Raw genomic sequence first — 25,431 nt, forward strand, 5'->3', positions numbered from 1 at the left:
AAGAGCGGACATAACAATGGGGAAGTGCGTGCCGGATCAGCCGGGTAAGAGTGCAATCGAAGTCCGCGGCGTCCGCAAGGTATTCGGTACCGGGGATGTACAAGTCGCAGCTCTCGACACGGTTTCGGTGTCGATCCGCGAGAACGAGTTCTTCACGCTGCTGGGGCCGTCCGGTTGCGGAAAGACGACGCTGCTTCGGCTGATTGCCGGCTTCGATTTCCCCAGCGAAGGCGAAATCCTGCTGCACGGCCAGGACATCGCGCCGCTGCCGCCGTTCAAGCGGCCAGTCAACACCGTCTTCCAGTCCTATGCGCTGTTCCCGCACATGACGGTGGCCGAGAATATCGGCTTCGGCCTGGAGATGCTGGGCAAACCGAAAGCCGAAATCAAGGCACGCGTTGCCGAGATGCTGAAGCTGGTCAAGATGGAGGCGCTGAGTGCCCGCCGCACCAGCCAGATCTCCGGCGGCCAGCAGCAGCGCGTGGCACTGGCGCGCGCGCTGGCGCCACAGCCGAAAGTGCTGTTGCTCGACGAGCCGCTGTCGGCGCTCGACTACAAGCTGCGCAAGGAAATGCAGATCGAACTGAAACGGCTGCAGCACCAGACCGGCATCACCTTCATCTTCGTCACCCATGACCAGGAAGAAGCGCTGACCATGTCCGACCGCATCGCCGTGATGTCGGCCGGCAAGATCCTGCAGGTCGGCACGCCGCGCGATATTTACGACCGGCCGGCCGAGCGCTTCGTCGCCGACTTCATTGGCGAAACCAATTTCCTCAAGGGCACTGTCGTGTCGAAGAAATCCGGCATCGCAATGGTGAAGATCGCGTCCGAAGCTACGGTGGCGGCGGGATTTCCGGAAAACTTCGACCCTTCCGGGGCGGTGACTGTGGTGGTGCGGCCGGAACATGCTGATCTCGTCGCCGATGCCGCCAAGGGCATGGTCTCGGGAACCCTGGCAAATGTCGTCTATTTCGGCACCGACACCCACTATCACGTGAAGCTCGAAGGCGGCGACGATTTCATCGTGCGCCACCAGAACAGCCGCTCGGGCGCCGTCTCATTCGAGCCGGGCGCCAAGGTCGGTGTCGTGTTCGAGGACGATGGCGCGCGCATTTTGAGGGATTGATGGCAATCACCTTTTCCAAGGCGGCGGTATTCGAAGCGGAGGCGGAGAAAGCCACTGCAAGGCGCCACCGCCTGCTTTCGTTGCCGGCTTTGGTCATCATCGGCGTCTTCGGCGTGCTGCCGCTTCTCATCATCCTCATCTATTCATTTCTCGCCGCAGCACCCTATGGCGGTGTGCAGTGGAAGTTCTCGACAGACGCCTATCTGAACTTCCTGTTCCAGCGCGATATTTTCGACGACACGCTGCAGTTCACGCCGGATTTCCTGATCATCTATTTGCGCTCGTTTCTGTTTGCCGTGGTGACGACGATCATCTGCCTGCTGCTCGGCTTTCCGACCGCCTATTTCATGGCGACGCGACCGCCGGCGCAGCGCAACTGGTGGGTGCTGTTGATGACCATCCCATTCTGGTCGAACCTTCTGGTGCGCACACTCGCCATTATGTTCATCATCCGCGACGAGGGCCTCATCAACAACGCGCTGATGGCACTTGGGGTGATCGAGAAGCCGATCACCATGCTCTACACCAACTTCGCCATCCAGCTCGGCCTGCTCTATTCGTTCCTGCCGTTCATGGTGCTGCCGCTCTATTCCAGCCTGGAGAAGCTGGATTTCCGCCTGGTCGAGGCGGCCTACGACCTCTATGCGACCCGTCGGCAGGTGCTGTGGCGCGTGATCATCCCGCTGTCGCGGCCCGGCATCATCGCCGGTTGCCTGCTGGTCTTCATTCCAGCCCTCGGCGCCTATGTGACGCCGCTGATCCTGGGCGGCGGCATCCATCTGATGATCGGCGATCTCATCGCCCAGCAATTCGGTTCCGGGCGCAACTGGCCGCTCGGTTGCGCACAGGCGCTGATCCTGATGGCCGCGGTGCTGGTGGCGCTCTATTTCTATGTCCGCACCACGTCGGGGAAGATGCGGCATGGCTGACCCCCGCAGTGCCGATATCAAGGACCAGCCGGGGTTCCGCTCGATCGCCATCATCTGCCTCTGCGTGCTTTACGCGCCAATCCTGATCCTGATGATCTTTTCGCTGAACACCGGTTCGCTGGTGACGCGTTGGGAAGGCATCGGATTCGGTTGGTATGGCAGTGCGCTGCTCAACCAGGAATTCCACAACGCCGCCAAGAACACACTGATCATCTCTGTCACCGCCACGATCATTTCGACGATCGCCGCGACGCTGGCGGCAATCGGCATGACCCGGGTGAAGCCGTGGCGCGGGCTGTCGGCCGCCTTCATGATCATCAATCTGCCGCTGATGGTTCCGGAAATTATCACAGCGGTGGCGACGCTCTCGTTCTTTGCGCTGATCGCGGGCACGCTCGGGCTCAATTTCGGCATCGGCAATCTGATCCTCGCCCACACCGTCTTTTGCATTCCATTCGCCTATATGCCGATCCGGGCGCGGCTCGAGGACATGGACCTGACGCTCGAAGCTGCGGCGGCCGACCTCTATGCCACGCCGTGGCATGCTTTCAGGCGCATAACGCTGCCATTGCTGGTTCCCGGCGTTCTGTCGGGTGGGGCGCTCGCCTTCATCGTCTCCTTCGACGATTTCACCATCACGCAGCTGGTCGCCGGCCCCGGGCAGACGACGCTGCCCCTCTACATCTGGAACCAGATCAGGCGGCCGATGACGCCGGAGATCAACGCCATCTCCACCATCCTGCTGCTGGTCTCGATCCTGTTCGTCTCGATATCGTTCCTGATCGCGCGCCGCCGCGCCAAGTGACTCAAGGCCAAGTGAATCAATGGGAAGGCAAAGGAGAGTGTGATGTCTAGGAAACTGATGGCTGCCGTGTCGACGGCGGCGCTTTTATGGGCGGTGCCTGCGCTCGCTGACGGCGAGCTGCACATCTACAATTGGGGTGACTACACCAACCCCAAGCTGATCGAAAAATTCGAAAAACAATACAACGTCAAGGTGACGCTGGACGACTACGATTCGAATGAGACCATGCTGTCGAAGGTACGCGCCGGCAATTCCGGCTACGACATCGTCGTCCCTTCCGACTACACCGTGAAGATCATGATCGACGAGGGCCTGCTCGAAAAGACCGAGCCCAATGCGATGCCAAACGGCAAGAACCTCGACCCGCGCTTCGTCGACATCTACTGGGACAATGGCCGCCACTACACCGTGCCGTGGCAGTTCGGCACCACGACCTTCGAAGTCAACACCGACAAATACAAGGGGGACATCGACACGCTGGCGATCCTGTTCGACCCGCCGGACGAGTTGAAGGGCCAGATCAACATGCTCGACGATGTCAACACTGTGATGCATGCGGCCGAGCGCTACGCCGGCGTACCGCGTTGCGGCGCCGATAAGGCCAATCTGAAGAAGGTCAACGACATACTGATGGCCGCCAAGCCGTCATGGAAGACCTTCAGCTACGACACCATCACCAAGATCACCTCCGGCGACGTGATCGTTACCGAGGCTTGGAATGGCGCGACCTATCGTGCGCGCCAGAAAATCCCGGCGATCAAATATGCCTATCCCAAGGAAGGCATCGAAGGCTGGATGGACAATGTCGCCGTGTTGAAGGGCGCCAAGAATCTCGAAAATGCCAAGCTGTTCCAGGACTTTGTCATGGCTCCCGAAAACGCGGCGCTGATTTCGGAATTCGCCGGCTACGATAACGGCATCACCGGCAGCCACAAGTTCCTGCCGCCCGATTTCGCCAGCGCGCCGGAAATCAATCCGCCGGCCGGTGCACCGGCGGCGGAATTCGTACCGCCTTGCCCACCGGAAGTGGTCGAGATCTACAACAAGATCTGGACCAATTTGCGCAAGTAGCCTTGCTCTAGGATCAGACCGAAGGGAGGCTTCGGCCTCCCTTCCTTGTGCAAGGGGATTGGATGAATTCTTACCGCAACAGCGAACCGGCGCCGCCGATCATGCAGGGTTCGCCGCCGCAGATGGTTCCGCCGAAGCTCGACTGGGACCGGCCGCCATGGAATCGATGGGCGTTCCAGCATATCCGCGAAATTCTGCCGACCGTCGAAGTCTGGCGCGGCAATGGCCATCGCCACAGGCTGGAGCGCGCCGAGGTCAACCTCGACCCGCTGCCGGTGGACGACAGCATGGGGCAGCCGACGACGCTGGCCGGGCTGCTCGACGAGACCTATACCGATGGGTTTCTCGTGCTCAAGGACGGCAAGATCGTCTATGAGCGCTACTTCAACGGCATGACCGAGCGCACGCTGCATCTGTCGCAGTCGATGGCGAAGTCGGTCACCGCCTCGGTGTTCGGCATACTGGTCGGGCGCGGGCTGATCGATCCGGCTTCGCCGGTGACGACCTATCTGCCGGAGCTGGAAGCGACCGGCTGGGCAGGCGCCAGCGTGCAGCATGTGCTCGACATGACGAGCGGGGTGCGCTTTTCCGAGGAATACACCGATCCCTATTCGGACATCGGCCAGGTCGACGTCGCCACCGGCTGGAAGCCGGTGCCGCCGGGCAGCGATCCGGCCTTCCGCTGGCCGTCGCACATATTCGAATTGATCCTGGGCCTCAAGGAAAAGAGCCGGCCACACGGCGCTGCCTTCGAATACCGCTCGATCGAGACCGACGTGCTCGCCTTCATAATGGAACGCGTGAGCGGCAAACGGCTGGCGCAGCTGGTCTCGGAAGAGCTCTGGCAAAAACTCGGTGCGGATGAAAGCGCCTGCTTCACCGTCGACAGCGCCGGCTATGCAGTTGCCGATGGCGGCTTCAACGCCACGCTGCGCGACTATGGCCGCTTCGGCCAGCTGATCCTCGACAATGGCGGTGGCGTCGTGCCGGCCGACTGGATCGAGGCGACGCGCAATGGCAGGCATGGACCGGATTTCAGTCCCAGCCTGCCGGAAGGCAGCTACCGGAACCAGTTCTGGATCGAGGACCCGCGCTCGCGGGCGCTGATGTGCCGGGGCGTGTTCGGGCAGCTGATCCATATCGACTGGGACACGAAAATGGTCGTGGTGAAGCTTTCGAGCTATCCGAATTTTACCAACGTCGCCTATTCGGTGGCGACACTGAAAACCGTGCACGCCATCGCCGCGGCGCTCGCCTAGAACGCCAAAGACCGAAGGAAGCGCCAATGGCCGGCAAGACCGCGTTCGAAACCAGATATGGCTTTGCCCGCAAGGAGGTGCTGCTCGGCAATTGGCGGGAAAGCCCGTTCAGCCGGTGGTCGTTCCAGAATGTCGGTGAACTGCTGCCGAGCGCTGCCGTGGCGGCAAAGCCGGGCAGCAGCGAGGCGCCGGCGCAGGATTTCGGCGGGCTACTTGGTGAAAAGGTCGCTCTTGCAGGCGGCGCGCAGACCGTCGCAGCTTTTCTCAAGCGCTCCGATACCGACGCGCTGACGATCATTAAGGGCGGCAAATTCGTCGGCGACTGGTTCGCGCCGCATATGGAGTCCGGTGCACGCCACATCATCTTTTCGATTAGCAAGTCGCTGACCGCGATTGTCGCCGGCATATTGGAAGGGGAGGGGATTTTCGATCCGCAGGCTCCGGTGACCCATTATATCCCGGAAACCGCAGGCTCGGCCTATGGCGACGCGAGTGTGCGGCACGTGCTCGACATGAGTGTCAGCCTCGACTTCGAAGAGGCCTATCTCGATCCGGAAAGCGCCTTCGCCCGCTATCGCCGCGCCATGCTGTGGAATCCAGGCGGGGGCACCGAGAGCCTGGCCACTTTCCTCATGACGCTGCAGGGCCTGTCCGAGCCGCATGGCCGGACGTTCCGCTACCGTTCGCCCAATTCCGACCTGCTCGGCATCCTGCTCGAACGTGCGTCGGGCCGGCGCTTCGCCGATCTGATGCGCGAGAAATTATGGGAGCCGCTCGGCGCTGTCAGCGAAGCTTTGGTAACCGCGGACATGGAAGGCACGGCGCGTACGGCCGGCGGCATTTCGGTGACGCCGCGCGACCTCGCCCGGGTCGGCGAGATGATGCGGCAAGGCGGCATGGCCAATGGCTGCCGTATCGTGCCGGAGAGCTGGGTGCGCGACACGACCGAAACTGGCGGTGACGCCGAGGCTTGGCAACGCGGCACGATGGCGTTCCTGTTTCCGCGTGGCCGCTATCGCAACAAATGGTACCAGACGGGCGCGGCAAGCGGCGCCTTCTGCGGCATCGGCATCCACGGCCAGTGGCTTTACGTCAATCCGAAGGCCGAAATGGTAATCGCAAAGATGTCGTCGCAGCCGGTACCGGTCGACGATCCGCTCGATCTGGATATGATTTCTTTCTTCGAGGCGCTGAGCCGGATGGTCTGATCCGATCCAGACAGCCGCGCCTTTCCTGTGGACCTCTCGCCGGGTTGAAAATGGCGCAGTTGGCGCAGCAGTGCTCTGCGCCTATGGTCGCTGCTCTTTTCGACCAACGACAGGTACGACATGGCATCCGACATCAAGCGCATCGCAACCATCATAGCCGCCGAGATCGGCGCGCGGCCCGAACAGGCTGCGGCGGCGATCGGCTTGCTCGACGACGGCGCGACGGTGCCGTTCGTGGCGCGCTACCGCAAGGAGGTCACCGGCGGCCTCGACGACACGCAGCTGCGCGACCTTGCCGAGCGGCTCGCCTATCTGCGCGAGCTCGACGCGCGCCGCGACACCATCCTCGGTTCGATCCGCGAGCAGGGCAAGCTGACCGAAGAGCTCGAGGCAAAGATCGCTGCGGCCGCTACCAAGGCCGAACTCGAAGACATCTACCTGCCTTACAAGCCGAAGCGCCGGACCAAGGCCGAGATCGCACGCGAGCGCGGGCTGGGCCCGCTGGCGGAAGCCATTCTCGCCGACCGTACGGCCGTACCCGCCGAGCTGGCGCTGGCCTACATCAGCGAAGACGTCGTCGATACCAAGGCGGCGCTCGAGGGAGCGCGCGATATCCTGTCCGAACAGTTCGCCGAGAATGCCGACCTAGTCGGCAAGTTGCGGACCTATATGAAGGAACGCGCCTTCCTGCGCTCGCGCGTCGTCGATGGCAAGCAGGAGGCGGGCGCGAAATTTTCCGACTATTTCGACCATGTCGAGCGCTGGGCCAACGTGCCCAGCCATCGCGCGCTGGCCATGCTGCGCGGCCGCAACGAGGAGGTGCTGTCGCTCGAGATCGAGGTCGATGCGGACGATGTGTCACCGGTGAAACCGGTCGAGCGGATGATCGCCGATACCTACGCCATCGGCCGCCAGTTGCCGGGAGACCGCTGGCTGATGGAAGTAGCCGGCTGGACCTGGCGCATAAAGCTGTCGCTTCACCTGACGCTCGATCTGATGCGCGATCTGCGCGAGCGGGCCGAGGAGGAGGCAATCCACGTCTTCGCCCGCAATCTCAAGGATTTGCTGCTTGCCGCGCCTGCCGGCTCGCGGCCGACGATGGGGCTCGATCCGGGCATTCGCACCGGCGTCAAGGTCGCGGTGGTGGACGGCACCGGCAAGGTTCTGGCGACGACAACCGTCTATCCGTTTCCGCCGAAGAACGATGTCCGCGGCACGCAGGCCGAACTGGCCAAGCTCATCCGGCTGCACAACGTCGAGCTGATTTCGATCGGCAACGGCACTGGCAGCCGCGAGACCGAAAGGCTGGTGGCCGACATGCTGGGTGACATGCCTGCCGGGTCCGGACCGAAGCCGCTCAAGGTGATCGTCAGCGAGGCCGGCGCCTCGGTCTATTCCGCCTCGGCAACGGCGGCGGCGGAATTTCCCGGCCTCGACGTGTCGCTGCGCGGGGCGGTGTCGATCGCCCGGCGCCTGCAGGATCCGCTCGCCGAACTTGTCAAGATCGAGCCGAAATCGATAGGCGTCGGCCAGTACCAGCACGATGTCGATCAGTACCGCCTCGGCCGCTCGCTGGAAGCGGTGGTCGAGGATGCGGTCAATGCCGTCGGCGTCGATCTCAACACGGCGTCGGCGCCGCTTCTGGCGCGGGTTTCGGGTCTCGGCGCATCGCTGGCCGAGGCGATCGTTGCGCATCGCGACGCCTCCGGCCCGTTCGCCAGCCGCCGCGAACTGTTGAAGGTCTCCCGCCTTGGACCCCGCGCGTTCGAGCAATGCGCCGGCTTCCTGCGCATTCCGAACGGCAGCGAACCCCTCGACGCCTCGGCCGTGCATCCGGAAGCCTATGGCGTGGCCAAGAAGATCGTTGCGGCCTGCGGGCGCGACGTTCGCTCGCTGATGGGCGACAGCGCCGCACTCAAGGCGCTCGATCCGCGCGTCTTCGTCGACGAGCGCTTCGGCCTGCCGACGGTGCGCGACATCCTGGCGGAGCTGGAAAAGCCCGGCCGCGATCCGCGCCCCGGCTTCAAGACCGCGACCTTTGCCGACGGCGTCGACGATATCAAGGATCTGAAGCCCGGCATGCGGCTTGAAGGCACCGTCACCAATGTCGCGGCCTTCGGCGCCTTCGTCGATATTGGCGTGCACCAGGACGGATTGGTGCACGTCTCGCAACTGGCCGACCGTTTCATCAAGGACGCGCACGAGGTGGTCAAGGCCGGCGACGTGGTCAAGGTGCGTGTCGTCGACGTCGATTTCAAGCGCAAGCGCATTGGCCTGTCGATGCGCAAGGACGGTGACGGTGGCGCACCGAAGCCGCGCGACAATGGCAGCAGGCCGGTGCCGCGTGTGCCGGCGCCCCAACGCCAGCCGGAGCGGCCGGCGCAGCAGGGCGCTTTCGGCGCCGCTTTGGCCGATGCGTTGAAGCGGAAGTAATTTCGCGAGCCGGGCTGCGCCAGGTCAGACGGCGGCGCTCGATATTGATGATCCATCACCAATGCTCATGCATCGGCGAAGCTATTTCGTTTGATTTTTTCAGGACGGGAGCCGATAAGCCGCGCGTTTCAAGATTTCTGTTTCGATGCATGTCGTTATCTCCAAGCTGCCAAACACCGTCGGGTCAGGCCCGCGGGCAAGCTTTGGGCCACATGCATGAGTTTGGGAGACCGAGAGCCATGGCCGCCGATAAGAACGCATTCGTCTGGGATGATCCTTTCCTGATCGAGGACCAGCTTTCGGAGGACGAGCGCATGGTGCGCGATGGCGCCGCGGCGTTTGCCGCCGACAAGCTCGCTCCGAAGATCGAGGAAGCCTATCTCGAAGAGAAGACCGACGCCGGCATCTTCCGCGAGATGGGCGAGGCCGGTCTGCTCGGCATCACCATCCCCGAGGAATATGGCGGGCTCGGCGCCAACTACGTCACCTACGGGCTGGTCGCGCGCGAGGTCGAACGCGTCGATTCCGGCTATCGCTCGATGATGAGCGTGCAGTCGTCGCTGGTAATGTATCCGATCCATGCCTATGGCTCGGAAGAGCAGCGCAAAAAATACCTGCCGAAGCTGGCGTCGGGCGAATGGATCGGCTGCTTTGGCCTGACCGAGCCGGATGCCGGTTCCGACCCGGGCGGCATGAAGACGCGGGCCGAAAAGACTGCGAACGGCTACAGGATCTCCGGTTCGAAGATGTGGATTTCCAACGCGCCGATCGCCGACGTGTTCGTCGTCTGGGCAAAGTCGGCCGCGCATGACAACGAGATTCGCGGCTTTGTCCTGGAAAAGGGCATGAACGGGCTGTCGGCGCCGAAGATCGGCGGCAAGCTGTCGCTGCGAGCCTCGATCACCGGCGAAGTGGTAATGGAAGGCGTCGAGGTCGGCGAGGACGCGCTGCTGCCCAACGTCTCGGGCCTGAAAGGACCGTTCGGCTGCCTCAACCGGGCGCGCTACGGCATTTCGTGGGGAGCGATGGGCGCGGCTGAGGATTGCTGGCACCGCGCCCGCCAATATGGCCTCGACCGCAAGCAGTTCGGCAAGCCGCTGGCCGGCACGCAGCTTTTCCAGAAGAAGCTCGCCGACATGCAGACCGAGATCGCGCTGGGCTTGCAGGGCAGCCTGCGCGTCGGGCGGCTGATGGATGAAGGCAAGATGGCGCCGGAGATGATCTCGCTCGTCAAGCGCAACAATTGCGGCAAGGCGCTCGACATCGCCCGCCAGGCCCGCGACATGCATGGCGGCAATGGCATCCAGATCGGTTATCACGTCATGCGCCACGCCCAGAACCTGGAGACCGTCAACACCTACGAGGGCACGCATGATGTGCATGCGCTGATCCTCGGACGGGCGCAGACCGGGTTGCAGGCGTTCTTTTAGCATTGGCAGGTCTCCTCCGCTTCCAGGGCGCCACTGCTTGGCATCTCCCTTCGCAAAGCGGGAGATCGCAACTTTTGCCGCGGTGCCACATTTTGTTCTTGCTTTGTGCCGGCAGCTATGCTACTAATCTCACTATGGTGCTAATTAGCGCCAACGACCCGCCCACCGAGGCGGGTTTTTCTTTTCAGCTTCTTTTCGACCAAGCATCGCGCGTGCTGCCGATACCGCCACGCTGCGGAATCCCAGGGTCGGCGCTCCGTTTCGTGAAGCTGTGAAAGCTGCTTAATTTAGGTGCAGCGCAACATCTCTGCTTGGAGAATGGTCAGCATTCGTGTCAGGGTTCAGCGAACTCCTTTTGAAACGCCGACTTCAGGGGCACCATGGCAATTCTGGCAGCCGTCTATCACCTGACCCACTACAAATACGACCGGCCGGTCGTATTGGGCCCGCAAGTCATAAGGTTGCAGCCTGCGCCGCATTCCCGCACGAAAGTGCTCAGCCATTCGCTGAAGGTCGGGCCGGCAAATCACTTCGTCAATTTGCAGCAGGACCCCTACGGCAATTTCCTTGCCCGCTTCGTCTTCCCCGAACCGGTGACGGAACTGAAGATCGAGGTCGATCTCGTTGCCGACATGACGGTCTACAATCCGTTCGATTTCTTCGTCGAGCCCTCGGCCGAGACGTTTCCGTTCGAATACCCCGAAGAGATCAGGGACGATCTGACCATCTACCGAACGCCGGAACCGGCGGGGCCGCTGTTGGAGGCATTCCTGAAAACCCTCGACCGCAGCCCGACCAATACCGTCAATTTTGTCGTCGACCTCAATGCGCGGCTGCAGCGCGAGATCGCCTATATCGTGCGCATGGAAACCGGCGTCTTCTCGCCCGAGGAAACGCTGGCCGCGGGCAAGGGGTCGTGCCGCGATTCGAGCTGGCTCCTGGTGCAGATATTGAGGAACCTCGGCATCGCCGCGCGTTTCGTCTCCGGTTATCTGATCCAGCTCAAACCCGACCTCGTCGCGCTCGACGGGCCGCCTGGCACGGCGACCGATTTCACCGATCTTCATGCCTGGTGCGAGGTGTATCTGCCGGGCGCCGGCTGGATCGGCTTCGACCCGACCTCCGGCCTGCTCACCGGCGAAAGCCATGTGCCGCTCGCGGCAACGCCGCATTTCCGCAATGCCGCGCCGATCTCCGGCATGGCGAGCTTCGCCAATGTCGAATTCGGCTTCGACATGCGGGTCGATCGCATCGCCGAACATCCGCGCATCACCAAGCCGTTCTCCGACGAGAGCTGGCAGGCGCTCGATGCGCTCGGCAACCAAGTCGATGCCGCGCTCCAGGCCGGCGACGTGCGGCTGACCATGGGCGGCGAGCCGACATTCGTCTCGATCGACGATTTCGAGGCTGCCGAGTGGAACACCGCGGCCGTCGGGCCGACCAAGCGGGAAAAGGCCGATGCGCTGATCCGCCGGCTGCGCGAACGCTTCGCGCCGGGCGGCTTCCTACATTACGGGCAGGGCAAATGGTACCCCGGCGAAAGCCTGCCGCGCTGGACGTTCTCGCTCTACTGGCGCACCGATGGCGAGCCGGTGTGGAGCGACCCGTCGCTGATCGCGCATGAAAAGAGCGAGGCGGATGTCGGACCAAAGCAGGCCGAGAGCCTGCTGACCGCGATTGCCGACGAACTCGGCATCGACAAGATGATGGTCAGCGAAGCCTATGAGGATCCGGCCGAATGGCTGCTCAAGGAAGGCAAGCTGCCGGACAACGTCGATCCTTCCAATTCGAAGCTGGAGGACCCGGAGGAGCGCAGCCGCATGGCGCGGGTGTTCGAACGCGGGCTGACCAAGCCGTCGGGCTATGTGCTGCCGGTCCAGCGCTGGAACAGCCAGGCTTCCGGACCGCGCTGGCGCTCGGAGAAATGGAAGACGCGCCGCGGCAGGCTGTTCCTGGTGCCCGGCGATTCGCCGGTCGGCTACCGCCTGCCGCTCGGCACGCTGCCTTATGTGCCGCCGGCGCAGTTCCCCTATATCGTGCCGGTCGATCCATCGCTGCCGCGCGGACCATTGCCGGCGCGTGAGGCGATCTTGCCCGGTGCTGCTTCTTCGCCTGCTCCGGCCGAACTGGAAGGCGCCGACGAGATGGCGCGCCGCCAGCAGGCGGTATCCTTCACGGCCGTTACAGGCCAGCAAGACCGCGTCGAACAGGAGATCACCGAGATCGGCGGCGCCGTGCGCACGGCACTTTCGGTCGAGCCGCGCGACGGACGGCTTTGTGTGTTCATGCCGCCGGTCGAGGCGCTGGAGGATTATCTCGAACTGGTCGCGGCGGCGGAGAATGCGGCAAGGGCGATCGGACTGCCGGTGCACATCGAGGGCTACGGCCCGCCGCACGATCCGCGCCTCAATGTCATCCGTGTCGCACCCGATCCCGGCGTCATCGAGGTCAATATCCACCCCGCCGCGAATTGGCAGGATTGCGTGGCGACGACCACGGCGATCTACGAAGAGGCGCGGCAGACGCGGCTTGGCGCCGACAAGTTCATGATCGACGGCCGCCACACCGGCACCGGCGGCGGCAACCACGTCGTCGTCGGCGGTGCCACGCCCAATGATAGCCCGTTCCTGCGCCGCCCCGACCTGTTGAAAAGCCTGGTGCTGCAATGGCAGCGGCATCCGTCGCTGTCCTATCTGTTCTCCGGCCTGTTCATCGGCCCGACCAGCCAGGCGCCGCGCTTCGACGAGGCGCGCCATGATTCGCTCTTCGAACTCGAGATCGCGATGGCGCAGGTGCCGCATCCGGATAAGGGCGCGGTACCCCTGCCGTGGCTGGTCGACCGTCTGTTCCGCAACCTTCTGACCGACGTGACGGGCAATACGCATCGCTCGGAAATCTGCATCGACAAATTGTTTTCGCCGGACGGGCCGACCGGCCGGCTGGGGCTGGTCGAATTCCGCGGCTTCGAGATGCCGCCCAATGCGCGCATGAGCCTGGCGCAGCAATTGCTTGTCCGCGCCATCATTGCCCGGGCCTGGAAGAACCCGCTCGACGGCCGTTTCGTGCGGTGGGGCACCTCGCTGCACGACCGTTTCATGCTGCCGCATTATGTCTGGGCGGATTTTCTCGATGTGCTGGACGACCTCAAGCTGAACGGCTTTGCATTCCGTCCGGAATGGTTCGACGCGCAGCTCGAATTCCGCTTCCCGTTCTGCGGCGAGGTCCAGCATGCCGGTATCAAGCTGGAGCTCAGGCAGGCGCTGGAGCCGTGGCATGTGATGGGCGAGCAAGGCGCGATCGGCGGCACCGTGCGCTTTGTCGATTCCTCCGTCGAGCGGCTGCAGGTGAAGACCGAGGGACTCAACCCGGAGCGTCACGCCGTCGTCTGCAACGGCCGCCTGGTGCCGATGAAGGTGACCGACAACCGCGAGATCGCTGTGGCCGGCGTGCGCTTCAAGGCCTGGCAGCCGGCGTCGGGCCTACATCCGGCGCTACCGGTCAACACGCCGCTGGTCTTCGATATCTATGACCGCTGGTCGGGCCGCGCGGTCGGCGGCTGCGTATACCATGTGGCACACCCCGGCGGGCGCAGCTACGACACGTTCCCGGTCAACGGCAATGAAGCGGAGGCGCGGCGGCTCGCCCGCTTCGAGCCGCGTGGCCATACGCCGTCCAGCTATGTGCTGCGCAACGAAGAAGCCTCTGAAGATTTCCCGATGACCCTTGACCTTCGGCGGCCGCAAAGACTCTGATCAACAATGGCGAAGGGGAATCACAAAAGGCTGCGCAGCAAGCCGCAAACCCACAGTCTGCTGGAGCACTACCAGCCGATCGACGGCGTCGTCGACGAGATGGTCGATGCGTCGGGCAATCCGCGGCCGGCCTGGCGGCACTTCATCGAGGCACTGGAGGACCTGGGGCCGGAAAAACTTGCCCAGCGCTTTGCCCGCGCCGACCAGTACCTGCGCGATGCCGGCGTCTATTACCGCGTCTATGACAAGGCCGGCGCCAATGAGCGAGAATGGCCGCTGGCGCATGTGCCGCTGCTGATCGAGGAGCAGGAATGGGCTGACATCAGCGCCGGCCTGGTCCAGCGTGCCGATCTGTTCGAAGAGACCATCGCCGACATTTATGGACCGAACCGGCTGGTCGAGAAAGGCATTCTGCCGGCCGGATTGATCGCGGCCAGCCCCGAATATTTGCGGCCGGTCGTCGGAACCAGGCCGGCCAGCGGCCATTTCCTGCACTTCTGCGCCTTCGAGCTCGGCCGTGGCCCGGATGGCCGCTGGTGGGTGCTTGGCGACCGCACACAAGCGCCGTCGGGCGCCGGCTTTGCGCTGGAAAACCGCGTCGCCACCACAAGGGCGCTGTCCGACATTTACGGCGAGATGCATGTGCACCGCCTGGCCGGTTTCTTCCGCCGTTTCCGCGATGCGCTGATCGGCATGGCCAAGCAAGCCGGCGGCCGTGTCGCCATCCTGACGCCGGGACCGCTGAACGAAACCTATTACGAACATGCCTACATCGCCCGTTATCTCGGCATCATGCTGCTCGAGGGCGAGGACCTGACCGTCTCCGGCGGCAGGCTGATGGTGCGCACGGTTTCGGGGCTGATGCCGGTCAGCGTCTTGTGGCGACGACTCGACGCCGCCTTCGCCGATCCGCTCGAACTGCGGCCGGACTCGCAGATCGGCACGCCGGGGCTGGTCGAAGCGGTCCGGCAAGGGGCGGTTTCGGCCGTCAATGCACTGGGCTCCGGCCTGATGGAGACCCGCGCGCTGCTCGCCTTCCTGCCGAAGATTTCGCGCGCCCTGCGCAATGAGGAGCTGCTGCTGCCGACCGTCGCGACATGGTGGTGTGGGCAGGAGACGGAGCGCGAGCATGTGCTCGCCAATATCGACCGCATGGTGATCGGCCCGGCATTGTCGACACGGCTTGCCTTCGAGGACGACGGCTCGACCAAGCTCGGGTCAGCGCTGTCGGTCGAGGAACGGGCCGCGCTCGTCGCCCGGATCGAACAGGACGGCGGCGACTTCGTCGGCCAGGAAGCGGTGACGCTATCGACCACCCCGGTCTATGTCGGCGGCTGGCTGGAGCCGCGGCCGGCAAGCCTGCGCGTCTATCTGGCGCGGACGCCGGAAGGCTGGACGGTGATGCCGGGCGGTTTTGCTCGTGTCGGCTTTTCGCTCGACCCGACGGCCATCGCCATGCAGCGCGGCGGCCAGGCGGCGGATGTGTGGGTGGTCAGCGACAGGCCGGTCGAGCGCGAGACGCTGCTGCCGCAGGAGCACGACAGCTTCACCCGAACCTTGCCGGGCAGCCTGCCCAGCCGCGCGGCTGAGAACCTGACATGGCTCGGCCGCTATATCGAGCGGTCGGAAGACACGGTGCGCATCCTGCGCGCCTACCATGTGCGGCTGGCCGAGACATCCGATCCCGAGATGCCGCTGCTCGCCGATATCAGGGACTATCTCGCGCCGTTCGGCATCGACGTCGAGACGGCAATCCCATTGGGGCTCATCGGCACCCTGGACAGCGCCGTCTACAGTGCCGGACAGATCCGCGACCGCTTCTCGCCCGATGGCTGGCTGGCATTGAAAGATCTGTCGAAGACCATCCATCAATTTGCCGCGACAGTGGCGCCGGGCGACGACGCGACAAGGGCAATGACGGTCATCCTGCGCAAGCTGGCCGGGTTTTCCGGCCTGCTGCACGAGAACATGTACCGCTTTGCCGGCTGGCGTTTCCTGGAAATCGGCCGCAGGCTCGAACGCGGCATCCAGATCGCCCGCACGCTCGCCCGGCTGACCAGAGCCCAGGCGCCGGAAGGCGCGCTCGACATGATGCTGGAGATCGGCGACAGCGTCATGACCCACCGTCGGCAATATCCGGTGCAGGCGGGACGGCGCACGGTGGTCGACCTTCTGGCGCTCGATCCGCTCAACCCGCGCTCAATCCTTTTTCAGCTCGAACGGCTGAAGGCCGAAATCGCGCTGCTGCCCGCTGTCGGCGCTGAAGGCCATATGTCGCCCGCGGCCAAGGAAATCCTGCAGCTCAACACGTCGATTGCCATCAAGGAGCCTTCGGACATGACTGCCAAGGCCCTCGGCGATCTCGCCAATGAAATCGGCGGGCTCTACAACAGCCTCTCCAAAGCCTATTTCGGGTAGAGACGGCATGCTCTACGACATCAGGCTTCACCTGCGTTACGACTATGATGCGGCGGCCGGCGGCGGCCGCCATCAGGTCCGCGTGCTGCCGCCGACCATCCCTGGCGTGCAGCGCGTCATCGCCGCTTCTCTGTCGTTTGTGCCGGCGCCCAGCGAACGCTCCGACTTTTCCGACTTTTTCGGCAACAGTGTCACCTCGATCGCCTTTCGTGACGCGCATGATGCGCTCGACATCAGGATGAGCGCGCGTGTTTCAGTGTCGCGGCCGGAGCCCGGGCTCGACGTATCGCCGGACATACGCCGGCTGAGGGAAGAACTCGGCGCAGTGCACTCGCTGGCGCCGGCTTCGCCGCATCACTTTCTGGCCGCCAGCGATCATGCCGGCATCGATGCGGCAATCACTGCCTATGCGAAAGGCAGTGCCGGCAGTTCGACAGTCGGCACGGCCATGGCTCTGTGCAACCGCATTCACCGCGATTTCACCTATGACGGCGAGGCGACCACCGTGCAGACGCGGGCCAGCGACGCCTTCGGCCTGAAGCGCGGCGTCTGCCAGGATTTTTCCCACATCATGATCGCCGGCCTGCGCGGCCTCGGCATCCCTGCAGGCTATGTCAGCGGGTTCCTGCGCACCATTCCGCCGCGCGGGAAGCCGCGGCTCGAAGGCGCCGACGCCATGCACGCCTGGGTCAAGGTGTGGTGCGGGCGCGATGCCGGCTGGCAGGAATTCGATCCGACCAATGGCATGCGGGCAAGCAACGACCATATCACGGTAGGCTATGGCCGCGACTACTCCGATGTGGCGCCGATCGTCGGCGTGCTGAAAACCACTGGTGGACAGGTCGGCGAGCAAGCGGTCGACGTCATTCCGGTCGTGCTCGAAAAGGCGTGAGAATGCACCTCTTCATTGCACGGCGGTGTCGATAGGCTGTCCTGGAACCAAGAGATCAAGAGGCGGTGGAACCCGCAGCCGGCAAGCGGCTTATCTACGGAAATTCCGTGGAGAGGACATGCTGGACAAATCCGGGTCGTCGTCTGGCCGATCGGCTGTGAGGAAAGCTGCACCAAAGAACGGGGTGCCGCAGAACGGAGCGCTGGAGAACGGCGCGCAAGCCTCGGCCGTTCGGGCCTCGCTCAACTATGTCACCGACACTGAACCCGGTATTCGCCGGCTGCGTTCGGGCAAGGGGTTCTCGTACAAAGGACCCGACGGGCCGATTGTCGACGGGGAGGCGCTGGCACGCATCAAGGCGCTTGCCATTCCACCGGCCTGGACGGATGTGTGGATCTCGCCGGATGCCGACGGTCACATCCAGGCGACCGGTCGGGACCAGCGCGGCCGCAAACAATACCGCTATCATCCGCAATGGGCAGAGGAGCGCGACGGGGTCAAATATTCGAGCCTCATCGCCTTCGCCGAAAGCCTGCCCGAATTGCGACGGAAGATCGACGCCGATCTGCGTCGTCACGGCCTGCCGCTGGAGCGCGTCGTGGCGGCCATCGTCTGGCTGCTCGACAACACAATGATCCGTGTCGGCAATGCCGCCTATGCCCGCGACAACAAGAGTTTTGGACTGACCACGCTGCGTGACCGCCATGTCGACATCAAGGGCTCGAGCCTGCGTTTCGCCTTCACCGGCAAATCCGGCAAGGAATGGAGATTGAAGCTTGTCGATCGCCGGATCGCCAAGATCGTGCGTGGAGCGCAGGACCTGCCGGGACAGAAGTTGTTCCAGTATCTCGACGAGGATGGAAACAGGCGTCCGGTGCGCTCAGACGACGTCAACCGCTATATCAGGGATAACGCCGGGGCGGAGTTCAGCTCCAAGCACTTCCGAACCTGGGGCGGCACCATTCATGCGGCGTCGCTGTTTGCGCAAACCGAACGTCCGGAAAGCCAGGCGCAGCAAAAGCGGGTGATGAACAATGTCATCGACAAGGTTGCCGAGCGGCTTGGCAACACACGCGCGGTTTGTCGCCAATGCTACATCCATCCGGAAGTCTTCCGCGCCTGGTCCGAAGGACGGCTGCTCGACGAAATGGCGGATGCCAACAAAGGGAAACGGTCGATCGCCGGGCTCGACGACGAGGAAGCCTTGGTCTTGAGATGGCTGAAGGCGAGGGAATGACGCCGGACCGGAGCGTATTTTTTTGTCGACGCCATGTCGGCATCGGTCCTAGTGTTTCGTCCTTTGATAAAGAAAAGGACGACCCATGCTCTACGCGATCCTCTGCTATGCCTCTGAAGATGTCGTTTGCTCCTGGAGCAAGGAGCAGGACGATGCCGTCATGGAAAAGCTTATCGGCGTGCAGGAAAAATATGCCCAGGCCGGCCGGCTTGGCCCGGTGGCGCGGCTCTTGCCGACGACCGCGGCGACGACGCTGAGGAAGGTCAAGGGCGAATCGATCGTCATCGACGGGCCGTTTGCCGAAACCAAGGAACAGTTCCTCGGCTTCTACACGCTCGAATGCGCCGACCTCGATGAGGCCGTCGACTTCGCGCGCGAGCTTTCCGAGGTCAACCCGAGCGGCGGCTCCTACGAAATCCGGCCGGTCTCGCTCTTCAATCCCGCCAAGGTTTCCGCATGACCGAACTCGCCTGGATCAGCACGGCAATCAGCACCGCTCGCCCGCAGGCGATGGGGGCATTGCTGCGCTACTTCCGCGACCTCGACGCGGCGGAGGAAGCATTCCAGGACGCCTGCCTGAGGGCACTGAACAACTGGCCGAAAAACGGTCCTCCGCGCGATCCGGCAGCCTGGCTGATCTTCGTCGGCCGCAACAGCGGCATCGATGCGGTGCGCAAGCGCGCCAAGCAGGCGCCGCTGCCGGAAGAGGATCAGATCTCCGATCTGGAAGATGCCGAGAGCGACGTCGCCGAGCGGCTGGACGGGGCGCATTACCGCGACGATATTTTGCGGCTGCTGTTTATCTGCTGCCATCCCGACCTGCCGGCGACACAGCAGATCGCGGTGGCGTTGCGCATCGTCTCCGGCCTGGCGGTCAAGCAGATCGCCCGCGCCTTCCTCGTCGGTGAAAGCGCCATGGAGCAACGTATCACGCGCGCCAAGGCGCGTATCGCCGACGCCGGGGTGCCGTTCGAGACGCCGGGAGCGGTCGAGCGCTCCGAACGGCTCGCCGCCGTCGCCGCCATGGTCTACTTGATCTTCAACGAAGGCTATTCCAGCAACAGCGGCGAGGCTTCGGCGCGTGCGCCGCTTTGCGAAGAGGCGATCCGGCTGGCCCGCCTGCTGCTCAGGCTATTCCAGACCGAGCCGGAGATCATGGGGCTGACCGCGCTGTTGCTGCTGCAGCATGCACGCTCGCCGGCTCGCTTCGACGAGAACGGCGAGATCGTGCTGCTCGAAGACCAGGACCGCAGCCTGTGGAGCCGCAAGATGATCGATGAAGGCCTGGCGCTGGTCGATAAGGCGTTGCGCCATCGCAAGCCCGGTCCCTACCAGGTGCAAGCGGCGATCGCCGCACTGCATGCGCGGGCGGAAAAGCCCGAGGATACGGACTGGAACGAGATCGACCTGCTCTACGGCCTGCTCGAGCAGATGCAGCCGTCGCCGGTGGTGACGCTCAACCGCGCCGTCGCGGTCTCCAAGGTGCGTGGACCGGAAGCCGCACTCGCCATGATCGAGCCGCTGGAGGGAAGGCTTTCCGGCTATTTCCATTTCTTCGGCCTCAAGGGCGGACTGCTGATGCAGCTTGGCCGCGGCGAGGAGGCACGCGTCGCTTTCGACCGCGCCATCGCGCTTGCCAATACGGCCGCAGAGGCAGCGCATATCCGCATGCATATCGACCGGCTGATGAAAGAAGGCGCTAAGCAAACGGCGCATTGATCCGACGCCTCCGCCTGGTTCAACGGTCTGACCTTTGCTTAGACCATGCCGGGGTGGCGATTTTTCCCTGAAACGCGTAATGCCACGCCATGACAGCGCCTGGTGTGCCGACCGGCAGGGAGCGGGTATGGCGCAAGGCTTGGACCGACGCCATATGAGCGACGGGATCTGGAAAGGGATGAAAATGACGATTGCGAAGGAAACGGCCGGGCTTCTGGCGAAACTGGGCGTTGCCGAGGGCGCGCTTACGGGCGGCGACCTCATCGTGCGCAGCCCGGTGACCGGCGAGCAGATCGCCGCGCTGAAGACCATCTCGCCGGCTGATGCGGCAACGACCATCGACAATGCCCACAAGGCTTTCCTGGCGTGGCGGCAGGTGCCAGCTCCCAAGCGTGGAGAGCTGGTGCGGCTGCTCGGCGAGGAATTGCGCACACACAAGACCGAGCTTGGCCGGTTGGTGTCGATCGAAGTCGGCAAGATCCCGTCCGAGGGTCTAGGCGAAGTGCAGGAGATGATCGACATCTGCGATTTCGCCGTCGGTCTTTCCCGGCAATTGTACGGCCTGACCATCGCCACCGAGCGTCCCGGCCATCGCATGATGGAAACCTGGCATCCGCTCGGCGTCGTCGGCGTGATCTCGGCCTTCAACTTTCCGGTGGCGGTATGGTCGTGGAACGCGGCACTTGCGCTGGTCTGCGGCGACGCGGTGGTGTGGAAGCCGTCCGAGAAGACACCGCTGACGGCGCTCGCCTGCGAAGCGATCTTCAAGCGCGCAGCAGAACGTTTCGGCGATGCGCCGAAGGGGCTGGCGCCGGTTCTGATCGGCGATCGCGCCGTCGGCGAGATCCTGGTCGATCATCCCAGGGTGCCGCTGGTATCGGCCACCGGCTCGACGCGCATGGGCAGGGACGTCGGCCCACGGCTGGCGAAGCGCTTTGCCCGTGCCGTGCTGGAGCTCGGCGGCAACAATGCCGGCATCGTCTGCCCGACGGCCGACCTCGCCATGGCGCTCCGCGCCATTGCCTTCGGCGCCATGGGCACGGCCGGCCAGCGCTGCACGACGCTAAGGCGCCTTTTCGTGCATGAGAGTGTCTACGACCAGCTCGTTCCGCGCCTGAAGAAAGCTTATGAAAGCGTCTCGGTCGGCAATCCGCTGGAGACAAGCGCTCTGGTCGGCCCGCTGATCGATAAGGCTGCCTACGGGAATATGCAGAAGGCGCTGGAGGAGGCGGCTTCGCATGGTGGTAAGATAACCGGCGGAATACGGGTCGAGAACGGCCATCCCGAGGCCTACTATGTGCGTCCGGCGCTGGTCGAAATGCCGCGGCAGGTTTCGCCAGTGACGGAGGAGACCTTCGCGCCGATCCTCTATGTGATGAAATATTCGGACTTCGACGCCGTGCTTGACGAGCACAATGCGGTGGGAGCGGGGCTGTCGTCGTCGATCTTTACCCGCGACCTGCAGGAATCCGAGCGCTTCCTCGGCGTCGACGGGTCGGACTGCGGTATCGCCAATGTCAATATAGGCACGTCGGGGGCAGAGATCGGTGGTGCCTTCGGGGGCGAGAAGGAGACCGGCGGCGGCCGCGAGAGCGGCTCCGACGCTTGGAAGGCCTATATGCGGCGCGCCACCAATACGGTGAATTATTCCAAGGCGCTGCCGCTTGCGCAGGGCGTGTCGTTCGACATCGATTGAAATGCCAGACCTCCGTCGCGGCGGCGCCAAGGCTGCCACGACGGCGTTCGGCTCGCGGTTCAGCTGCCGTCGGAAGCTACAACACAATTGTCGAAGGCTGTATCGATGATGGCGAGCTTGACCGCCTGGGCGGTCATGTATTCCTGATAGAACTCGCTCGACACCCACATGACCGAATGACCGCGCTGGCCCAGCCAGCCGATGCTGCCGAGTTCCTCGGCATCGCGCAATTTGCGTGACAGGTGGGTCCGGGAGAGCTTGAGCCAGTTCGCGAAATCTCCGATTGAGACGACACCGGTCGGAATTCGGTCCAGGTCGGCATGATCGGGATCGACGCCGGACATCAGCCAATCCATGACGATGCCGCCATTGTCGAGCCAGGTGAACAAGGAAAAAGTCTGTCTTGGCTCGCGCACGGCATGCGACGAAAGCAGTCCGTCGGCCACCAGTGGCTGCAGTTTGGCGAGTACGTCCGGTTGTGCGACGAATGCAGCCAGTCGAGATCCACCGTCCAGGCTGTCCAGCGTTTTCAGATGGGCCATGACCCAGCCGGCAACCGTCTCCAGAGTGCCCGCGGTCGGCTCAAAGGGGCGGATGCGCCCATATTTAATCGGCAGATGCCGGATGAAACCGTAATGCAGCATCTCCTTCAGGAAGGCATCGGCGGTGTTGCGGCTGGCCACCGAATGCCGGCAGATGCCGTCCATGAACCGTGTAGACGTAAGTCCCTTGCGATGATCGTCCGGCTCTCGATCGAAATACAAGGCAAGGCCGATATGGGCCATCAGCCAGCGTTGTTGCGTGGCGAATACGGAAGCCAGCCGCGGGTTCGCTTCATAGGTCTGGAGCAGCGTCCGCGACTGAGCCTGGACATGGCGACGCAATGCCGGATGGCCGGCAATGTCTTCAGAAACCAGCGCCATCCCCGCCGAGCCCAACCAAATTTGCAACTGGAAATGCCGGTAACAATTTCAGCCTTCGCGGGCCGTGTCCAGAGCCGGCGCATCAGGATACGAGCTGAATCCCGCCGGCTAGTAGCTGAATTCCGTGACTTGGTCGCCGAGGACCCTGATCTCGCGAGCGCTGATCTTGCCGCACGAGGCTAGCCTGCTCGAACCCACAAATGGTGGCTTCGCCTGGCCAGCCCGTGCTACCGTCGATGGCGATGCGGAACCAACACAAGTTTTGCTCGTTGAAGAACGCTGATTGGACTGAGACAGTAAGGAACTACAAATGGAGAATGGCCTTCTTGCCACGCCGCCTGCAGCTTTCCGGCAAACAGAGTCGGTCTGGCCACGAGCGCTCAAGTGGCTGTTGCGCCGGGTGCGCAGTGCCTCCGACAGCTCGGGAACCATGTTGAAGCCAATCCTTTCCGAACCCGGGGACGATAGCGGGCCTACTTCGCCTCGACGCGCTTGAGGCTGACCGCGCTGCTATCTTGACGTCAAAAATGACCGCTCACATATCTCTTTATGGCTGCCGCCGCAGCCGACAGCCATGACCGCTTCGAAGGCCTGTCACGGCGGCGTGTCCGCCTGATGCAGCAGGCGAGAGCGGCCGTGGCACGCAGCGGCGGGAACCATCGGGCGTGCTTGGCTATTAGATACAGGCGGCTGCTGGTCTGCCGGGCCAGGAGCCATTGCTATGATCATCAATCCCCCACCGGAAAGCGCCATCCCGGCATCCGTTCCGTCGGTCGATCCAAAAGCCGCCCCGACGCTTCGCAATGCCGAAGCGGAGGTCTTTTATATCGAAGCGATCCGCGAACTTGTCGCGACCGGCATCCCCTTTCTTGTCGCCGGCACCTATGCCGTAAGCGCCTATACCGGGATCATCCGCCTGACCAAGGATCTCGACATTTTCTGCAAGGCCGGCGACTGCCCGCGCATCCTCGCCCATTTCAAGCGGATCGGCTACGCCGTCGTGGTCGAGGACGACCGGTGGCTGGGCAAAGTGTTCAAGGGGACGCATTTTTTCGACGTCATTTTCGCCTCAATGAACGGCACAATGCCGGTCGACGACCAGTGGCTGGAGCACGCCCGTCAGGGCGAATTGCTGGGCAGCCAGGTGCGGATCATCGGTCCCACCGAGCTTGTCTGGTCCAAATGTTTCATCCAGGACCGCGGCCGCCACGATGGCGCCGACGTTTCGCACACCATCCTCAAGACGCACGACCAGATCGACTGGCAAAGGCTGCTTTCCTACATGGAAGTTCATTGGGAAGTTCTGCTGATGCATCTCTTGAACTTCCGATGGATCTATCCGTCGGAGCGGGGCCGCGTACCCGCCTGGCTGCTCGACGAGCTGCTTGACCGGCTGGCCAAGCAGCGCGAATTGCCACCTTCCCGGATGAAAATCTGCCGTGGGCGCATGCTTTCACGAACCGACTATGAGATCGACGTCAAGGACTGGGGCTTTGCCGACGTCGGCGGTGAAGGAGAACATAGCAATGGCTGACGAGCTCGAAACTGCTCCGGCAAAGGCGGAAAGCGGCAGCGCACTCAAAGTCGCCGCCATTGGCGATCTGCATGTCGGCAAGGAAGACCAGGCCTCGTACCGCGATCTTTTCGGCGAGATGTCGCGTGAAGCCCAGGTTCTCGTGCTGACGGGCGACCTTACCAATCTCGGCAAGCCTCGGGAGGCCGAAATCCTTGCCGAGGAACTGCGTGCTTGCACGATCCCGGTCGTCGCCGTACTTGGCAACCACGACTATGAGTCAGGCGCCGTCGCCCAGGTCACCGACATTCTGCGCCAGGCGGGCGTTCACCTGCTCGACGGCGAGGCGACAGAGATTCACGAGGTCGGGTTCGTTGGGGTCAAGGGTTTCGTTGGCGGTTTTGGATCGCGCATGCTCGGCTCCTTCGGCGAACCAGCGATCAAGTCAATGGTGGCGGAAAGCGTGAACGAAGCGATGCGGCTTGAAAACGCAATGCGGCAGGTCCGCGCCAAACGCACGCTTGTCGTTCTGCACTACGCGCCTGTCATCGAGACGGTCGAAGGCGAGCCGCTGGAGATATTCCCGTTTCTCGGTTCGTCACGCCTGGCCGAGACAATAGACCGGTTCCAGGTCAGCGCGGTGGTGCATGGTCATGCGCATCGCGGCGCCTATGAGGGCCGCACGCCGGGCGGGGCGCCGGTCTATAACGTTGCCATGCATGTCGCCAAGCCGACCGGCCGCCCCTACGCCATGCTCGAAATCTAATAGGTGTTGAACGCCCGCTTTGGCGGAATATCGTTTTCATCCGGATTGGGAATGGGGTCCTCGTCGGGAAGCCTGTCGGGGTCCGGCTCACGCACGGGCTTGGGATCTGGGATGGGAGGCGGTGGCACCGGGGTCGGTGTCGGCTCGGGTGTGGGAACAGTGGCCATCGTAATCATCTCCTCTTGGCGCAGAACAACGCAACGGGTCGGCTGGTTCCCGGCTTGCCCGTTTTTGGAAAACCACACCGTCGC

The 25,431-nt window shown here is 63.3% G+C and carries 19 protein-coding genes; 17 read left to right on the forward strand and 2 right to left on the reverse strand.

Annotation, left to right across the window (positions count from 1 at the left end; all coding sequences use genetic code 11):
* The first annotated feature begins 28 nt into the window (after window positions 1-28).
* The 15 genes from NKH23_RS06205 to amaB all read left to right on the forward strand — a co-directional run bounded on the left by NKH23_RS06205 (window position 29) and on the right by amaB (window position 21,978).
* Window positions 29-1,129 (forward strand): ABC transporter ATP-binding protein, encoded by a 1,101-nt coding sequence (locus tag NKH23_RS06205; protein ID WP_352714565.1) that lies wholly within the window; start codon window positions 29-31, stop codon window positions 1,127-1,129.
* Window positions 1,129-2,058 carry an ABC transporter permease gene (locus tag NKH23_RS06210; RefSeq protein WP_352713423.1) on the forward strand — a complete coding sequence of 310 codons (930 nt, stop codon included), beginning with the start codon at window positions 1,129-1,131 and terminating at the stop codon, window positions 2,056-2,058. The genes NKH23_RS06205 and NKH23_RS06210 overlap by 1 nt, the downstream gene beginning before the upstream one ends.
* Entirely contained in the window at window positions 2,051-2,863 is an 813-nt protein-coding gene (locus NKH23_RS06215; RefSeq protein ID WP_352713421.1) for an ABC transporter permease, read from the forward strand. Before NKH23_RS06210 ends, NKH23_RS06215 begins: the two co-directional genes overlap by 8 nt.
* Before the next feature lie 42 nt (window positions 2,864-2,905).
* A complete protein-coding gene (locus NKH23_RS06220) occupies window positions 2,906-3,934 on the forward strand; it encodes an extracellular solute-binding protein (protein WP_352713418.1) in 1,029 nt (342 codons plus the stop codon).
* Window positions 3,935-3,996: 62 nt separating this feature from the next.
* Window positions 3,997-5,193 (forward strand): serine hydrolase domain-containing protein, encoded by a 1,197-nt coding sequence (locus tag NKH23_RS06225; RefSeq protein WP_352713417.1) that lies wholly within the window; start codon window positions 3,997-3,999, stop codon window positions 5,191-5,193.
* 26 nt (window positions 5,194-5,219) lie between these two features.
* Complete coding sequence (locus tag NKH23_RS06230; protein ID WP_353034359.1) at window positions 5,220-6,401, forward strand: serine hydrolase domain-containing protein; 1,182 nt, start codon at window positions 5,220-5,222, stop codon at window positions 6,399-6,401.
* A gap of 120 nt (window positions 6,402-6,521) precedes the next feature.
* Window positions 6,522-8,834 (forward strand): Tex family protein, encoded by a 2,313-nt coding sequence (locus NKH23_RS06235; RefSeq protein ID WP_352912611.1) that lies wholly within the window; start codon window positions 6,522-6,524, stop codon window positions 8,832-8,834.
* Between the two features lie 239 nt (window positions 8,835-9,073).
* Window positions 9,074-10,264, forward strand: a complete 1,191-nt coding sequence (locus NKH23_RS06240; RefSeq protein ID WP_352664437.1) for an acyl-CoA dehydrogenase — start codon at window positions 9,074-9,076, stop codon at window positions 10,262-10,264.
* A gap of 380 nt (window positions 10,265-10,644) precedes the next feature.
* Window positions 10,645-14,016 carry a transglutaminase family protein gene (locus NKH23_RS06245; RefSeq protein ID WP_352912610.1) on the forward strand — a complete coding sequence of 1,124 codons (3,372 nt, stop codon included), beginning with the start codon at window positions 10,645-10,647 and terminating at the stop codon, window positions 14,014-14,016.
* Window positions 14,017-14,022: 6 nt separating this feature from the next.
* A complete protein-coding gene (locus NKH23_RS06250) occupies window positions 14,023-16,434 on the forward strand; it encodes a circularly permuted type 2 ATP-grasp protein (protein WP_352713410.1) in 2,412 nt (803 codons plus the stop codon).
* A gap of 7 nt (window positions 16,435-16,441) precedes the next feature.
* Window positions 16,442-17,326 (forward strand): transglutaminase family protein, encoded by an 885-nt coding sequence (locus tag NKH23_RS06255; RefSeq protein WP_352448166.1) that lies wholly within the window; start codon window positions 16,442-16,444, stop codon window positions 17,324-17,326.
* A 118-nt stretch (window positions 17,327-17,444) separates the two neighbouring features.
* The gene (locus NKH23_RS06260; RefSeq protein WP_352713408.1) at window positions 17,445-18,563 is read left to right on the forward strand and encodes a DNA topoisomerase IB; all 1,119 of its coding nucleotides are present in this window, start codon (window positions 17,445-17,447) and stop codon (window positions 18,561-18,563) included.
* 85 nt (window positions 18,564-18,648) lie between these two features.
* Window positions 18,649-19,023 carry a YciI family protein gene (locus NKH23_RS06265; RefSeq protein ID WP_292663532.1) on the forward strand — a complete coding sequence of 125 codons (375 nt, stop codon included), beginning with the start codon at window positions 18,649-18,651 and terminating at the stop codon, window positions 19,021-19,023.
* Window positions 19,020-20,282 carry an RNA polymerase sigma factor gene (locus NKH23_RS06270; RefSeq protein ID WP_352713407.1) on the forward strand — a complete coding sequence of 421 codons (1,263 nt, stop codon included), beginning with the start codon at window positions 19,020-19,022 and terminating at the stop codon, window positions 20,280-20,282. Before NKH23_RS06265 ends, NKH23_RS06270 begins: the two co-directional genes overlap by 4 nt.
* A gap of 184 nt (window positions 20,283-20,466) precedes the next feature.
* The gene (amaB, locus tag NKH23_RS06275) at window positions 20,467-21,978 is read left to right on the forward strand and encodes an L-piperidine-6-carboxylate dehydrogenase (RefSeq protein ID WP_352912608.1); all 1,512 of its coding nucleotides are present in this window, start codon (window positions 20,467-20,469) and stop codon (window positions 21,976-21,978) included.
* A gap of 59 nt (window positions 21,979-22,037) precedes the next feature.
* Here the strand turns inward: amaB and NKH23_RS06280 are convergent, their stop codons facing one another.
* Entirely contained in the window at window positions 22,038-22,901 is an 864-nt protein-coding gene (locus NKH23_RS06280; RefSeq protein ID WP_353015134.1) for a hypothetical protein, read from the reverse strand.
* Window positions 22,902-23,622: 721 nt separating this feature from the next.
* On the opposite strand from NKH23_RS06280, the gene NKH23_RS06285 reads away from it, so the two are divergent.
* Together NKH23_RS06285 and NKH23_RS06290 are read left to right on the forward strand one after the other, a co-directional pair.
* Window positions 23,623-24,435, forward strand: coding sequence for a nucleotidyltransferase family protein (locus tag NKH23_RS06285; RefSeq protein WP_352713400.1), 813 nt, complete (start codon window positions 23,623-23,625; stop codon window positions 24,433-24,435).
* Window positions 24,428-25,180, forward strand: coding sequence for a metallophosphoesterase family protein (locus NKH23_RS06290; protein WP_352713397.1), 753 nt, complete (start codon window positions 24,428-24,430; stop codon window positions 25,178-25,180). Before NKH23_RS06285 ends, NKH23_RS06290 begins: the two co-directional genes overlap by 8 nt.
* Here NKH23_RS06290 and NKH23_RS06295 read toward each other — a convergent pair.
* On the reverse strand, window positions 25,177-25,347 hold the full coding sequence (locus tag NKH23_RS06295; RefSeq protein ID WP_352713396.1) for a hypothetical protein: 171 nt from the start codon (window positions 25,345-25,347) through the stop codon (window positions 25,177-25,179). The genes NKH23_RS06290 and NKH23_RS06295 overlap by 4 nt on opposite strands.
* Window positions 25,348-25,431: the final 84 nt, after the last annotated feature.

It is taken from the genome of Mesorhizobium sp. M1328, from assembly GCF_040318075.1.
Classification (GTDB): domain Bacteria; phylum Pseudomonadota; class Alphaproteobacteria; order Rhizobiales; family Rhizobiaceae; genus Mesorhizobium.

Coding starts and splice junctions, on each gene's coding strand:
- NKH23_RS06210 (WP_352713423.1), top strand. CDS start 1,129: ATGGCAATCACCTTTTCCAAGGCGGCGGTATTCGAAGCGGAGGCGGAG.
- NKH23_RS06215 (WP_352713421.1), top strand. CDS start 2,051: ATGGCTGACCCCCGCAGTGCCGATATCAAGGACCAGCCGGGGTTCCGC.
- NKH23_RS06220 (WP_352713418.1), top strand. CDS start 2,906: ATGTCTAGGAAACTGATGGCTGCCGTGTCGACGGCGGCGCTTTTATGG.
- NKH23_RS06225 (WP_352713417.1), top strand. CDS start 3,997: ATGAATTCTTACCGCAACAGCGAACCGGCGCCGCCGATCATGCAGGGT.
- NKH23_RS06230 (WP_353034359.1), top strand. CDS start 5,220: ATGGCCGGCAAGACCGCGTTCGAAACCAGATATGGCTTTGCCCGCAAG.
- NKH23_RS06235 (WP_352912611.1), top strand. CDS start 6,522: ATGGCATCCGACATCAAGCGCATCGCAACCATCATAGCCGCCGAGATC.
- NKH23_RS06240 (WP_352664437.1), top strand. CDS start 9,074: ATGGCCGCCGATAAGAACGCATTCGTCTGGGATGATCCTTTCCTGATC.
- NKH23_RS06245 (WP_352912610.1), top strand. CDS start 10,645: ATGGCAATTCTGGCAGCCGTCTATCACCTGACCCACTACAAATACGAC.
- NKH23_RS06250 (WP_352713410.1), top strand. CDS start 14,023: ATGGCGAAGGGGAATCACAAAAGGCTGCGCAGCAAGCCGCAAACCCAC.
- NKH23_RS06255 (WP_352448166.1), top strand. CDS start 16,442: ATGCTCTACGACATCAGGCTTCACCTGCGTTACGACTATGATGCGGCG.
- NKH23_RS06260 (WP_352713408.1), top strand. CDS start 17,445: ATGCTGGACAAATCCGGGTCGTCGTCTGGCCGATCGGCTGTGAGGAAA.
- NKH23_RS06265 (WP_292663532.1), top strand. CDS start 18,649: ATGCTCTACGCGATCCTCTGCTATGCCTCTGAAGATGTCGTTTGCTCC.
- NKH23_RS06270 (WP_352713407.1), top strand. CDS start 19,020: ATGACCGAACTCGCCTGGATCAGCACGGCAATCAGCACCGCTCGCCCG.
- amaB (WP_352912608.1), top strand. CDS start 20,467: ATGACGATTGCGAAGGAAACGGCCGGGCTTCTGGCGAAACTGGGCGTT.
- NKH23_RS06280 (WP_353015134.1), bottom strand. CDS start 22,901: ATGGCGCTGGTTTCTGAAGACATTGCCGGCCATCCGGCATTGCGTCGC.
- NKH23_RS06285 (WP_352713400.1), top strand. CDS start 23,623: ATGATCATCAATCCCCCACCGGAAAGCGCCATCCCGGCATCCGTTCCG.
- NKH23_RS06290 (WP_352713397.1), top strand. CDS start 24,428: ATGGCTGACGAGCTCGAAACTGCTCCGGCAAAGGCGGAAAGCGGCAGC.
- NKH23_RS06295 (WP_352713396.1), bottom strand. CDS start 25,347: ATGGCCACTGTTCCCACACCCGAGCCGACACCGACCCCGGTGCCACCG.